This window comes from Actinoplanes sp. NPDC026623 (assembly GCF_040638275.1).
Classification (GTDB): Bacteria; Actinomycetota; Actinomycetes; order Mycobacteriales; family Micromonosporaceae; genus Actinoplanes.
Genome location: NZ_JBEZXZ010000106.1, coordinates 17,354 through 29,885, shown reverse-complemented (window position 1 = coordinate 29,885; position 12,532 = coordinate 17,354). Strand labels below are relative to the sequence as shown.

General features: G+C 72.8%; 11 protein-coding genes and 1 pseudogene. 3 read left to right on the top strand and 9 right to left on the bottom strand.

The window, feature by feature from the left end; translation table 11 throughout:
- Both AB0F10_RS27230 and AB0F10_RS27225 read left to right on the top strand, forming a co-directional pair.
- Window positions 1-371 (top strand): annotated as a pseudogene (locus AB0F10_RS27230) (serine/threonine protein kinase); the annotation flags it as partial.
- A gap of 211 nt (window positions 372-582) precedes the next feature.
- Complete coding sequence (locus AB0F10_RS27225; RefSeq protein WP_015622005.1) at window positions 583-921, top strand: RNA polymerase-binding protein RbpA; 339 nt, start codon at window positions 583-585, stop codon at window positions 919-921.
- Window positions 922-979: 58 nt separating this feature from the next.
- On the opposite strand, the gene AB0F10_RS27220 is transcribed toward AB0F10_RS27225, so the two are convergent.
- The 9 genes from AB0F10_RS27220 to AB0F10_RS27180 form a co-directional block, all read right to left on the bottom strand.
- Window positions 980-1,504 (bottom strand): FxsA family protein, encoded by a 525-nt coding sequence (locus AB0F10_RS27220; protein WP_360630843.1) that lies wholly within the window; start codon window positions 1,502-1,504, stop codon window positions 980-982.
- Between the two features lie 57 nt (window positions 1,505-1,561).
- The gene (locus AB0F10_RS27215; RefSeq protein ID WP_360630834.1) at window positions 1,562-2,371 is read right to left on the bottom strand and encodes a polyprenol monophosphomannose synthase; all 810 of its coding nucleotides are present in this window, start codon (window positions 2,369-2,371) and stop codon (window positions 1,562-1,564) included.
- Window positions 2,368-3,921: an apolipoprotein N-acyltransferase gene (lnt, locus tag AB0F10_RS27210; RefSeq protein ID WP_360630840.1), complete on the bottom strand. Its 1,554-nt coding sequence runs from the start codon at window positions 3,919-3,921 to the stop codon at window positions 2,368-2,370. The genes AB0F10_RS27215 and lnt overlap by 4 nt, the downstream gene beginning before the upstream one ends.
- A gap of 535 nt (window positions 3,922-4,456) precedes the next feature.
- Entirely contained in the window at window positions 4,457-5,725 is a 1,269-nt protein-coding gene (locus AB0F10_RS27205) for a glutamate mutase L (protein ID WP_360630831.1), read from the bottom strand.
- Entirely contained in the window at window positions 5,722-6,087 is a 366-nt protein-coding gene (locus tag AB0F10_RS27200; protein WP_360630828.1) for a hotdog domain-containing protein, read from the bottom strand. The genes AB0F10_RS27205 and AB0F10_RS27200 overlap by 4 nt, the downstream gene beginning before the upstream one ends.
- Window positions 6,084-6,818: an OAM dimerization domain-containing protein gene (locus AB0F10_RS27195; protein WP_360630825.1), complete on the bottom strand. Its 735-nt coding sequence runs from the start codon at window positions 6,816-6,818 to the stop codon at window positions 6,084-6,086. Before AB0F10_RS27195 ends, AB0F10_RS27200 begins: the two co-directional genes overlap by 4 nt.
- 55 nt (window positions 6,819-6,873) lie before the next feature.
- Window positions 6,874-8,430, bottom strand: a complete 1,557-nt coding sequence (locus AB0F10_RS27190) for a lysine 5,6-aminomutase subunit alpha (RefSeq protein WP_360630822.1) — start codon at window positions 8,428-8,430, stop codon at window positions 6,874-6,876.
- Entirely contained in the window at window positions 8,430-9,971 is a 1,542-nt protein-coding gene (locus AB0F10_RS27185) for an amidohydrolase family protein (RefSeq protein WP_360630819.1), read from the bottom strand. Before AB0F10_RS27185 ends, AB0F10_RS27190 begins: the two co-directional genes overlap by 1 nt.
- Window positions 9,972-9,976: 5 nt before the next feature.
- Complete coding sequence (locus tag AB0F10_RS27180; RefSeq protein ID WP_360630817.1) at window positions 9,977-11,008, bottom strand: L-erythro-3,5-diaminohexanoate dehydrogenase; 1,032 nt, start codon at window positions 11,006-11,008, stop codon at window positions 9,977-9,979.
- Between the two features lie 132 nt (window positions 11,009-11,140).
- Here AB0F10_RS27180 and AB0F10_RS27175 point away from each other — a divergent pair, with 132 nt between their 5' ends.
- Window positions 11,141-12,517, top strand: a complete 1,377-nt coding sequence (locus AB0F10_RS27175) for a lysine 2,3-aminomutase (protein WP_360630814.1) — start codon at window positions 11,141-11,143, stop codon at window positions 12,515-12,517.
- The last annotated feature ends 15 nt before the right edge of the window (window positions 12,518-12,532 follow it).

Genomic DNA, 12,532 nt, shown 5'->3' with positions numbered 1-12,532 from the left:
CCCGGTCCGCGGCCGCGGCGGCCGAGTCCGACGGGCAGGCCGCGCGCGCGGAGCTTGCCGCGGCCCGCGCCGACGCGCACCGGGCGGCCGAGCAGGCCCGGCTCGCCGAGGCGGAGCGGGTCGCCGCCGTGCGGGAGGCGGAGGCGCTGCGGCGTACCCTGGAGCAGGTCCGGGCGGACGCCGAGCGCGACCTGGCCGGGATGCGGCAGCGGCACGACGCGGCGACGGCCGACGCCGACGCCGCGCACTCGCGGGTGGCGCAGCTCTCCGCTCAGGTCAGCGACCTGGCGTCGGCGCTGGCGTCACTCGGGCCCGGCCGGGCGGTTCCCGCGCAGGGGGCGGCCGAAACGACCGCGGCGACACCAAGGTGACAGACATCGCACCATCCGTAGATCTCACAAAATCCAGTAAAGTGGACCAAGGTCCACTTCAGTACGGGGCCGAGACGGCCGATAAGGCACCCGGGCGGTTACGCTCGTTGCGTTAACACCGCCGACACACACGGCGGTCGCCAGGAATCTCGCGACCGCCCCTTTCGTTACACCAACGGAAGCAGCACCACGAGCGAGGGGAAAGCCGATCATGGGCGAACGCATGCTGCGTGGCAGCCGTCTAGGCGCAGTCAGCTACGAGTCCGACCGCAACACGGAGCTGGCCCCTCGGCAGACCCGCGAGTACCTGTGTGTCAAGGGTCACCAGTTCGAGGTGCCGTTCGCGGTCGACGCCGAGGTGCCGATCACCTGGGAGTGCAAGTTCGACGGAAGCGTCGCGCGACTGGTCGACGGTAACGAGCCGGAGCAGAAGAAGGCGAAGCCGCCGCGCACCCACTGGGACATGCTTCTCGAGCGCCGGTCGATCTCGGAGCTCGAGGACATCCTCAACGAGCGGCTGCAGGAGGTTCGCACCCGTCGAGGGCGCTGACCGCAGCAACACCGATCGCCGTCCCGCAGCGCGGGGCGGCGATTTGCTGTTCCCGGGGCTAGCGGATGATCTCTCCCTCGACGACCTCGCCCTGCACGACCTCGCCGGGAGCACCGGCCGACACCGGGCCCGCCGGCGCCGGGTCGGCGAGCGGGTCGGACTGGTGCACCCGCACGTGGCGGGGGCCGAACAGGTCGCCGGCGACGGCCGACGAGACCCGGCGTTCGGTGGCGCGCTCCACCCCGCGGCGGACGAGGATCCGCACCGGCGGCAGCACCAGCAGCAGGCCGGCGGCGGCGCTGAGGAATCCCGGCACGGCCAGCAGCAGCGCGCCCAGCAGCCCGACCAGGGAGTTGCTGACCTGGGCGCCCGGCGGGCGGCCCGACTCGGCGGCGTCGCGGAACGCGCGCCAGCCGCGGACACCCTCGCGGCGCAGCAGCATCAGCCCGGCGATGCTCGACACGATGATCATCAGCAGCGCCCAGCCGAAGCCGACGGCGTGCGCCACCGCGACGAACACGGCGAACTCGGCAACCGCGAGCAGCAGCAGCCCCAGGGGGAGCAGGGCCAGACCTCGGCGCATCATCCACAACCTTCCGGTGTCACCAGGACCCGTCAAGCATGACACGCCGGTGCGCGCTCACGGCCAGGTCGAGCCCTGCCGCGGCTTTCGCCCGAGTCGTGCCAGCAGCGCGTCGCGGCGTGACGCCGCACCCCACACGGTGACCCTGAGCAGCTGTTCCTTGAAGATGTTGCCGCTCATCTTGCTGACGCCGTGTTCGCGCTCGGTGAACGTGATCGGCACCTCGGCCATCCGGAAACCGTGCCGGTACGTGCGCCAGGCGAGCTCCACCTGGAACGAGTAGCCGGTGGACGCGACCGCGGCGACGTCGATGGCGTCGAGGACCGGCATCCGGTAGGCGCGGTAGCCGCCGGTGGCGTCCTTGAACGGCATGCCGAGCGCCATCCGGATGTAGATGTTGCCGCAGCGCGAGAGCAGCAGCCGGTGGATCGGCCAGTTGTGCACGCTGCCGCCGGGAATGTAGCGGGTGCCGAGCACCGCGTCGGTCTCGCGCAGCGCGTCGAGCAGCTTGTGCAGCTCCTCGGGCGCGTGCGAGCCGTCGGCGTCCATCTCGACGACGGCGTCGTAGCCCTTGTTCTTCGCCCAGGCGAAGCCGGCGACGTAGGCGGCGCCGAGGCCCTCCTTGCCGGCGCGGTGCAGCACGAAGACGTGGTCGTCGGAGGCGGAGATCTCGTCGGCGATGCCGCCGGTGCCGTCCGGCGAGTTGTCGTCGGCGACGAGGATGTCGACCGACGGCACCGCCCGGCGGACCCGGTCCGTGATCAGGCGGATGTTGTCGGCCTCGTTGTAGGTCGGGATGACCACGAGGACGCGTCCGATCCCCGGGTATCCCTCCGAGCCCGCTGGCGTCGGGTTCGCCTCACTCACCGTTCCTCCGTCGTGTTCTGCGCGGCGGGGTTGTCACCGTTTCGGCGCCGGCGCATCGGCGCGGCCAGGGCCAGCAGGAGCACGGCCAGGCCGACCGCGGCTAGCTCCGGCCAATGCCCCAGACGAGTCGCCAGCGTACGCGGTCCACCGATGTGAATGCCACGCAGGACCACGGCCTTGACGTTGAAGCCGGTGGACGCGTGGACCTGGCCCGCCGTGCCGACAAATCCGGACACGCCGACCGTCGACACCATCAGCGCCTCGCGGCCGTGCTCGACTGCCCGCAGCCGCACCATGGCCAGCTGCTGGCGGGCCTCGGCCTCGTTGAAGGTGGCGTTGTTCGTCTGCACGGCGAGGATCTGCGCGCCGCCGATGACGGTGTCACGCACGATCGAGTCGTACGCCACCTCGAAGCAGATGACGTCGCCGACCGTGACCGCCGGCGTGCGCACCACGCCCGGGGTGTCGCCGGCGACCATGTCCCTCACCAGGTCGGCCTTCGCGCTGACCACCCGGGCGATCGGGCGCAGCGGCATGTACTCGGCGAACGGCACCGGGTGCCGCTTGACGTACACCTGGTCGAGGTCGGGTCCGGTGACCGGGTTCCACAGGATGCCGGCGTTGCGGACCTCGCCCGGCACGTCACCGCGCAGGACCGCGCCGACGAGGATCGGCACCCCGATCTCGGTGGCCGCGGCGGCGATCTGCCCGGCCGCGTCCGGGTTGCGCAGCGGGTCGATGTCGCTGGAGTTTTCCGGCCAGATCACCAGGTCCGGCTTCGGCCGGCGGCCCAGCCGCACCTCGTCCGCCAGGTCCTCCGTCGCCCGGACGTGGTTGAGCAGCACCTCCGCCCGCTGGGCGTTGAAGTCCAGGCCGAGCCGCGGCACGTTGCCCTGCACGATCGCGACGGTGCGGGTCTCCCCCGCCGGGCTCGCCACCGGCACCAGCGCCGGCCCGGCGACGAGCACGCCCGCCGCGGCGGCGAACCCGACGGCACCGAGCAGGGAACGCGGCCTCGACCAGCGCCGCCAGGCCAGGGCGACCCGGGCCCCGCCGGCGGCGGCGACCGCGAACGTCACCAGCGGCGCGCCGCCGAGCACGGCCAGCCGCAGCGCGGGCGCATCGTCCTGACTGAACGCGAGCCGCCCCCAGGGGAATCCGCCGAACGGCGCCCGGTCCCGCAGCGCCTCCTGCGTCACCCAGAGCAGCCCGGCGGTCAGCGGCCACAAGGCGCGCCACCGGTCGTGCAGCGGCGACAGCCAGGCGCCGGCGAGGCCGATCAGGGCCAGGTAGCCGGCCTGCGCCACCGACAGCAGCATCCACGGCAGCCAGCCCGCGGCCAGGCTCGTCCAGTCGAGCAGCGGCACGAACAGCACCAGCCCGGCGATCATGCCGACGCCGAGGCCGCCGCGCAGCCTGCGCCGGTGCGCCGCCGCGGCCAGCAACGCCACCGCGACCGGCGCCAGGAACCACAATCCGTACGGGGGGAACGACAGCAGCAGCGCGGCCCCGGCGGCGAACGCGGCGGGCACGGCGATCCACAGGCGCAGCGGGCGTGGCCCGGCGGGCACCACCGGGCCGGGAGCGGCCGCCGGCGGAGTCGGCTGAAGCGTCAATGAATTCACCCGCGGAAGGCTACCTGTCGGCGGTCACGTTTCCGTCGCGCCCGCCACCTGCACGAATACGAATCGGGGCGCGGCCCGCGAGCCACGCCCCGATTGCTCCCAGAGATCCATCCGGGCCCGGTGAGTCATGAGCCTCGCGTGGCCTTCGGACCGACTCGCCGCGGGCTGGCTGCCCCCGTCGCGCCGTTGTCTACTGGCCACGTTCCACTCCGACCGACACCGGGAACAGCGCGACCGGTCCGCGCCGCTCCGCCGACCCCCACCCCCTGGACCTGGCGTACGCGGGCACTCGCGAGGGGTGCGGGCGTGGCCAGTGGGCGAAGAAACGAAGCGAACAACAGCCGCTTCCCGAAGTAGGACCTGAAGACGGTACGTCGGACCCCCGGCCGTCTGTCAACCGTCGCAGTGGTGCCCGGGCGTGTCGCGTCGTCGGCGTGTCCCGCGAGTTTCCCCGGGAGGGTTACAGATTGTGCAGCAGGCCCGCGGCCGCCGCCGGATGATCGGCGGCGAGCAGGCCCGCGGCGGCGAGCACGTACTCGGCGTCGACGGTGCGGCGCGCCGCCGCCGGAGCCGCCCAGCCGCCCGCGGTGTCGCCCAGCACCGCGTCCAGGACCGCGTCGCCGCCGCCGTGGCGCAGCACCCCGCCGGAGCCGACGACCAGCCGCACGTCGCGCAGGTCCCGGCCGCCCGTGCGGGGCAGCCCCGGCCCCGCGGCGTGACCACGGGCATGCCGCCGCAACGCGATCATCGCCGCCGTCGCCGCCAGCCGCCGATCGGTGCCCGCGTCGTACGGGCGCCCGCCCCGGATGTCCGGCACCGGCAGCTTCTCCGCCGTCGCCGCGGCCACCACGCCCGGCGCGCCGACGCCGACACCCAGGTCACCCTCGACCGTGCGGGAACGCCACAGCGTCCCGGCGACGTCGCGGCGCGGACCCGTCTCGGCCTCCGCGTCCGGCACCAGCGCCGAGTACACGTCGGTGGTCGCCCCGCCGACGTCGACGACCAGCACCCCCGCGCCGGTCGCGTCGGCCAGCAACTCCACCCCGGCCAGCACCGCGTCCGGCGTCGCCGCCCGCACCAGCGACGCGAACCGGGTGCCGCGCGACAGCCGCTTGCCGCCGATGACGTGCCGCAGGAACACCTCCCGGATCGCCGCCCGGGCCGGGCCCGGGTCGAGAACCCCGATCCTCGGCAGCACGTTCCCGGTCACGCTCACCGGGATCCGCCGCCCCCGCAGCCCCTCCGCGGCCCGCTCCCGCACGTCGGCGTTGCCGGCGACCACCACCGGCACCCGCAGCCGCGACGTGCCCAGCCGGGCGGCGTTGTGCAGCAGCACCTCGCCGTCGCCGCCGTCGGTGCCGCCGACCAGCAGGATCACGTCCGGACGCGAGGCACGCAGCGCCGCGACCGCGCGCCCGTCCAGCGGCCCCGCGGCGACGTGCACCACCTGCGCGCCCGCGGACAGCCCCACCCGGTGCCCGGCCTCGGCCGTGACCAGCGACTCGTACCCGACCACCGCCAGCCGCAGCCCGCCGCCGGCCGACGAGCACACGTACATCTCGCCGCCCGGCTCGCCGAGCTCGGCGACGGCATGGTCGAGACCGGTCAGCACGTCGCCGTCCGACGTCGTCGGCACCTCCGCGCGGCGCAGCAGGGCCCCGCCGGCGAGATCGACCAGGCAGGCCTTCGTGTACGTGGACCCGACGTCCACGCAGACCGCCAGGCTCACTGCTTGGGCGGCACGACCACGGTGCCGACGGCGGTCACCGCGACGATCGGCTCGGCCAGCACCTCGGCGCCGGACCCGCCCGTGCCCCGGCACACCACCACCGACGCGAAGTCGATCTGCCGCGACCGGGTGCCCATCCGTGTCACCGTCGCCGTGACCTCCAGGACGTCACCGGCCTGCACCGGCGCCTTGAACTGCACGTCCGAGTACGACGCGAACAGCCCCTCGTCGCCGTCCAGCCGGATGCACACCTCGGTCGCGACGTCGCCGAACAACCCCAGCGAATACGCCCCGTCGACCAGGTTCCCCGCGTAGTGCGCGTGCGCGTACGGCACGTACCGGCGATGCGTGACAGTGATCAAGACGAGCTCCCCACGATTGCGTGCACCAGATAGGAGGCGACCTCGCGCGGCGTCGTACCCCGGGTGAAGATCCGGTCCACGCCCAGCTGGTCCGCCATCAGCTCGTCGAAGCGCGGCCCGCCGACGATCAGCAGCGGTCGCTTGCCCGCCGGCAGCGCCTCCCGGAACGCCGCCGACATCGCCCGCGTGTTCTGCAGGTGCGCGTCGCGCTGCGTCACCACCTGCGACACCAGCACCGCGTCGGCCTTCTGCGCCCGGGCCGTCTCCACCAGCTCCGGCACGGACACCTGCGCGCCCATGTTCGTCACCGACAGCTCCCGGTAGTACTCCAGGCCCTTCTCGCCGGCGATGCCCTTGAGGTTGAGGATCGCGTCGATGCCGACCGTGTGCGCGTCGGTGCCGATGCACGCGCCGACCACGTTCAGCCGCCGCCGCAGCCGGCGCTTGATCACCGCGTTGACCTCCTTCGCGCTCAGCAGCGGGAAGTCACGCTCGACCACCTGCACCTTTTCGGTGTCGACCAGGTGGTTCACCCGGCCGTAGACGACGAAGAAGGTGAACCCGTCACCCATCTGCTGCGAGTGCACCAGCAGCGCCGGGTCCATGCCCATCCTGTTCGCCAGCTGCACCGCGGCGCCCTCGGCGCGCTTGTCGTGCGGGATCGGCAGCGTGAACGACAGCTGCACCATCCCGTCACCGGTGGTGTCCCCGTAAGGACGAACGATCGTCATGCTGGGCCTGCCTTTCGCATGCGCTCCTGGCCCTCGCTGCGCTCGGTGCAGTCGCTCATGCTTCCAGGGCCTCCGTCACGGGGTTGTAATAGCCGTCCTCGTGCTTCGCGACCCCGTCGAGGCCCTTGCCCCGGTCCGCCGGCCGCTTCATGATCCCGAAGGTGCCGTCGGCGATCGCGTTGAGCATCGTGTCGTCGACGATCCGCTCCAGCAGCTCGATCGCCTCGCCGAGCACCTCGTGCGCCCGCGACTGGATGAACCCGCCCGGCGCCGGCACGAAGTCCTCGTGCAGGTTCCCGGCCCCGTTCAGCACGTACCGCACGTTCTGCAGGGCGATGTCGCGGTCCGACAGCCACGGCGTCACCACCGCCTCCGTCATCATCCCGACCAGCAGGATCCCCTGCCCGGTCAGCGCGCCGACCAGGTTGAAGAACCCGTCGAGCAGGTTGCCCCGGAACACGTCACCGGTCATGTGCTTGGTCGGCGGCATCCACTTCAGCGGCGCGTCCGGGAACAGCTCCCGCGCCAGCAGCGCGTGCGCCAGCTCCAGCCGGAACGACTCCGGCAGATCCGGGTTGATCTCGAACGCGTGCCCCAGCCCCAGCTGCCAGTCCGCCAGCCCCGCCTCGTGCGCGAAATACTCGTTCAGCAGCTGCGACACCGTCACCGTGTGCGCCGCCTCGACCGCGTCCGCGGTCGTCAGGTAGTTGTCCTCGCCGGTGTTGATGATGATCCCCGCCCGCGCGTGGACCTGCCGGGAGAACCGCTGGTCGACGAACGTCCGGATCGGGTTGATGTCACGGAACAGGATCCCGTACATGGAGTCGTTGAGCATCATGTCGAGACGCTCCATGCCGGCCAGCGCCGCGATCTCCGGCATGCACAGCCCCGACGCGTAGTTCGTCAGCCGCACATACCGGCCCAGCTCCTTCGACGTCTCGTCCAGCGCCGCGCGCATCAGCCGGAAGTTCTCCTGCGTCGCATACGTGCCCGCGAAACCCTCCCGGGTCGCGCCCTCCGGCACGTAGTCCAGCAGCGACTGCCCCGTCGACCGGATCACCGCGATCACGTCCGCGCCGGCCCGGGCCGCCGCCTGCGCCTGCGGGATGTCCTCGTAGATGTCACCGGTCGCCACGATCAGATAGATCCACGGACGCTGCTTCGGATCCCCGTACCGCCGAATCAGCCGGTCCCGCTCGGCCCGGCGCCGGTCCACGACCTTCAGGCCCGCGTTGGTCGCCCGCCGCGCCGCCCGCCGGGCCGCCGTCACCTCGGCCTTCTTCTCCGGTACGCCGAACGTGACAGCGCCCGCCGCCGCCTTCTGCGCCAACACCGTCACGTCGTCGAGGCCCTGCGACGCCAGGGCGTGGAACACCGGCACCGCCACCCCCTGGCCCAGGCCGACGTCCGCGCGCACCGCGTCCACCAGGCGGTTCACCCACGGGATGCCGTCGGAGTCCGCACCCGTGACCCCGGCGAGGCGCAACACCGCACGCTCCACCGACACCGTCGTGTGCGAGCGCGCCATGTCCACGACCGGCTTCCCCGCCTTCGCGGCGAGCGCACGCGCCCGCTTCACGACGCGAGGATCCAGACCAAGCTTGTTCACCACTACTCCTCGAAGATCGTCTCGCCGTGCAGCACCGTGCGCCGGCACACCGGCCGCGCCGGCACCTCACCGTCGGCCCCCGGCAACAGCACCGGAAGCCCGCCCTCGACCCCCGCCGGGGTCTCCCACACCGCGAACGTCGCCGACGCACCCGGCGCCAGCACCCCCGCGTCGTCCACGCCGACGGCCCGCCAGCCGCCCCGGGTGCTCGCCCCGAACGCCGCGCGCACACTCATCCGGTACACCGGATTGCGCGGCGCCGCCGCGGCCACCACCGCCGCCCACGGATCCAGCGACGTCACGGGCGAATCCGACCCGAAGGCCAGGCTCACCCCCGTCGCGTACATCGCACCGATCGGGTTCGACGCCATCGCCCGCGGCACGCCGAGGCGCTGCGCGTACATCCCGTCCGGGCCGCCCCACAGCGCGTCGAACACCGGCTGCACGCTCGCCACCACCCCGAACTCCACCAGCCGGGCGATCATCGGCTTGTCCGCGAGCTCGACGTGCTCGATGCGGTGCCGGCCCTCCCGCAGCCGGTCGACACCGACCTGCTTCGCCGCGATCGCGAACCCGTCGAGCACCGCCTCGATCGCCGCGTCCCCGATCGCGTGGAAGCCGCCCTGCACGCCGGCGTCGACGCACTCCAGCAGATGCGCGCCGGCCTGCTCCGCCGACACGAACGACTCGCCGCAGCCGGCGCCGTCCAGATACTCCGACCGCACCGACGCCGTCCGCGAACCCAGCGCCCCGTCCGCGTACAGGTCACCGGCCGCGCCGACCGCGCCGAGCTCCTTCGCCCGGACCGCGCCGCCGAGCTCACCCCAGTAGCCGTAGACCCGCGGCAGCCGATCGCCGGACAGCGCCAGCACCGACAGGAAATCCGCCTCGCTCGACGTGCCCGGACCCCCGCACTCGTGCACCGCCGCGACCCCGCGCGACGCCGCCAGCCCCAGCGCCATGCGCTGCGCGGCCGTGCGCTGCGCCGCCGTCAGCGAACCCAGCGCCACCGCCCGCACCGCGTGATGCGCCTGCTCGCGGACCCAGCCGGACGCGGCGTACCCCGGCACCCCCTCGACGCCGGGGCACGCCGCCAGCAGCGACCGCGACGCCAGCGCCGAATGCACCGACGCCTGCGACAGATACACCCGCCGGCCCGCCGCCGCCCGCTCCAGCACGTCGGCCGCCGGCGGCTCCTGCACCGCCCACGTCGACTCGTCCCACCCGTGCCCGTGCACCACCGCGTCCGGCGGCCGCGTCGCCGCGAACGCCGACACCGCGTCCAGCAACTCCCCCGCCGACCGCACGGCGGACAGATCCAGCCCGCCCGCCGCCAGGCCCGTGTCCGTCGCGTGCACGTGCGCGTCGACGAACGCCGGCGTCACCAGCGCGCCGCCGAGATCCACCGAGGCGTCCGCGGCCGGCGCGTCCGCGGCCGGACCCAGCCACACGATCCGCCCGTCACGCACCAGCATCGCCGTCGCCCGCGGATCGGCGGCGGAATAGAAACGACCGTTGGAGAACAACACCGAGGGGAGAGTCATGAACGTCAGTGTGCCGCGATCCGCGACTCGAACAGAGCGCGCACCGCGGGTGTGCGCCGCACCACATCCAGCGCGAACTCGGCATGACCCGGCACGTAGCCGTTGCCCACGAGCATCGTCACGTCCGCCGCGAGGCCCTCCGCGCCCAGCGCCGCCGCCGGGAAGCTCGTCGCCATCGAGAAGAAGATCACCGTGCCGCCGGACGCCGTCGCCAGGATCGCGCCGTGCTCGCAGCCCGGCACGTCCACGCAGACCACCGTCACCGTCGCCGGGGCGCCCAGCGCCGCGGCCACCGCCGACGACACCGCCACCGGATCGCGCGCGTCGGCGACCGCGACGTGATCGGCCAGCCCGGCACCCCGCAGCGCCTCGCGCTCCGCGTCCGACACGACCACCCCGACCGTACGGGCACCCGCGAGCCGGGCCGCCGTCAGCGCCAGGGACCCGCTCTTGCCCGCGCCGCCGAGCACCGCCACCGTCGCCGGCGCCGGGTAGGACCGCACGATCCGGTCCGTCAGCGCCGGCGCACCGCACACGTCGAACACCGCGAGGGCCAGCTCCGGGGCCAGATCGGCGGGCAGCACCGCCACCACCGAGCGGCCGAACAGGATCGCGTGACCGGCGGCCGGCACCTGCTCGCTCAGGCCGTCCCAGCCCGCCAGGGCGTCCGAGATGGCGAGCGGCGTCAGCGTCAGCGACACCAGCGTGGCGACCCGGTCGCCGGCCTTGACCGGCAGCGGCGACTCCGGCCCCACCTCGTCGACGACGCCGATCAGCATGCCGCCCGAACCCGTCACCGGGTTGTGCATCTTGCCCCGCGTACCGATGATCTCCAGCACCTCGGCCCGCACGGCCGCGCCGTCACCGCCGTGCTTGGTCGCCAGCTGCCGGAAGCTCGCCGCGTCCAGGTTCAGCCGCTCGACGGAGATCCGCACCTCGTCCGCGGAGATCTCCGGGCGCGCGTCCAGCCGCCACGCCGCCTGCGGGAGCACACCCGCCGGCTCGATCACCCGGTCCAGACCCACCGGAAACGTCATGCCCACCATCCTCACAAGAAACAGACTGCCGCCCGGCCGCCCAACCGTAAATCCTCCGGGCCGGCGGTTACTAGACCGCAGATTCTCCAGTATCGTCGGGAGTGATCGCTCCCCCACCCCCAGGAGGCCACGTTGACCCAGCTCCAGAACGACGCCGCCACCGAGGCAGGGCAGCCCTACGACTACCGGCGCCGCACCCTGGTCGAGCCCGACTGGACCCGCTTCCCCGGCTGGCGTGACATCACCGCCCGCCAGTGGGAGTCGGCACAGTGGCAGCGGGTCAACTGCGTCAAGAACATCAAGCAGCTCCGCGCCGTCATGGGCGACCTCCTGGATGAGCGCTTCTACGCCGACCTGGAGACCGACCAGCAGCGCCTGGCCACCATGTCGATGCTGATCCCGCCCCAGATGCTCAACACCATGGTGCCCGACAGAACGCCCGATACTGAGTCGTTCTACGCAGACCCCATCCGGCGCTACATGATCCCCGTCGCCACCGACCGCCACCTCGACTGGCCGTCACACCCGCACGCCACCCGCGACTCCCTGCACGAACACGACATGTGGGTCGCCGAAGGCCTCACCCACCGCTACCCCACCAAGGTCCTCGCCGAGCTGCTGAGCACCTGCCCGCAGTACTGCGGGCACTGCACCCGCATGGACCTGGTCGGCAACAGCACGCCCACCGTCGACAAGCTCAAGCTGACCCTCAAGCCCGTCGACCGCTACGACGCCCACCTCGCCTACCTCAAGGCCCACCCCGGCGTACGCGATGTCGTGGTCTCCGGCGGCGACGTCGCCAACGTGCCGTGGAAGCAGCTCGAGACGTACCTGATGGGCCTGCTCTCGGTCCCGACCGTCCGCGACATCCGGCTGGCCACCAAGGCCCTCGCCGGCCTGCCCCAGCACTGGCTGCAGGACGACGTCGTCGAGGGCCTGAACCGGGTCGCCATCACCGCCGAGCGCCGCGGGGTCAACCTCGCCGTGCACACCCACGTCAACCACGTGAACTCGCTGACGCCGCTGGTCGCCCGCGCCGCCCGCATGCTGCTCGAGGTCGGCGTCCGCGACGTCCGCAACCAGGGCGTGCTCATGCGCGGCGTCAACGCCACCACGTCCGACCTGCTCGACCTCTGCTTCGGCCTGCAGGGCGAGGCCGGCATCCTGCCGTACTACTTCTACATGTGCGACATGATCCCCAACGCCGAGCACTGGCGCGTCCCGGTCTGGTACGCCCAGCAGCTTCAGCACGACATGATGGGCTACCTGCCGGGCTACGCCACCCCGCGCATCGTCTGCGACGTCCCGTTCGTCGGCAAGCGCTGGGTGCACATGCTCACCGAGTACGACCGCGAGCACGGCATCTCGTACTGGACGAAGAACTACCGCACGTCCATCGAGAAGGACGACGCCGACGCGCTCAGCAAGCTGCACGCGTACTACGACCCGATCGACACGCTGCCGCAGTCCGGGCAGGACTGGTGGCGCAAGCAGCAGACCGCCGAGTAACACACCGAAACGGCC

Bases quoted from the DNA above. Each gene is read 5' to 3' on its own strand.
- AB0F10_RS27225 (WP_015622005.1), top strand. From the start codon at position 583: ATGGGCGAACGCATGCTGCGTGGCAGCCGTCTAGGCGCAGTCAGCTAC.
- AB0F10_RS27220 (WP_360630843.1), bottom strand. From the start codon at position 1,504: ATGCGCCGAGGTCTGGCCCTGCTCCCCCTGGGGCTGCTGCTGCTCGCG.
- AB0F10_RS27195 (WP_360630825.1), bottom strand. From the start codon at position 6,818: ATGACGATCGTTCGTCCTTACGGGGACACCACCGGTGACGGGATGGTG.
- AB0F10_RS27185 (WP_360630819.1), bottom strand. From the start codon at position 9,971: ATGACTCTCCCCTCGGTGTTGTTCTCCAACGGTCGTTTCTATTCCGCC.
- AB0F10_RS27180 (WP_360630817.1), bottom strand. From the start codon at position 11,008: ATGACGTTTCCGGTGGGTCTGGACCGGGTGATCGAGCCGGCGGGTGTG.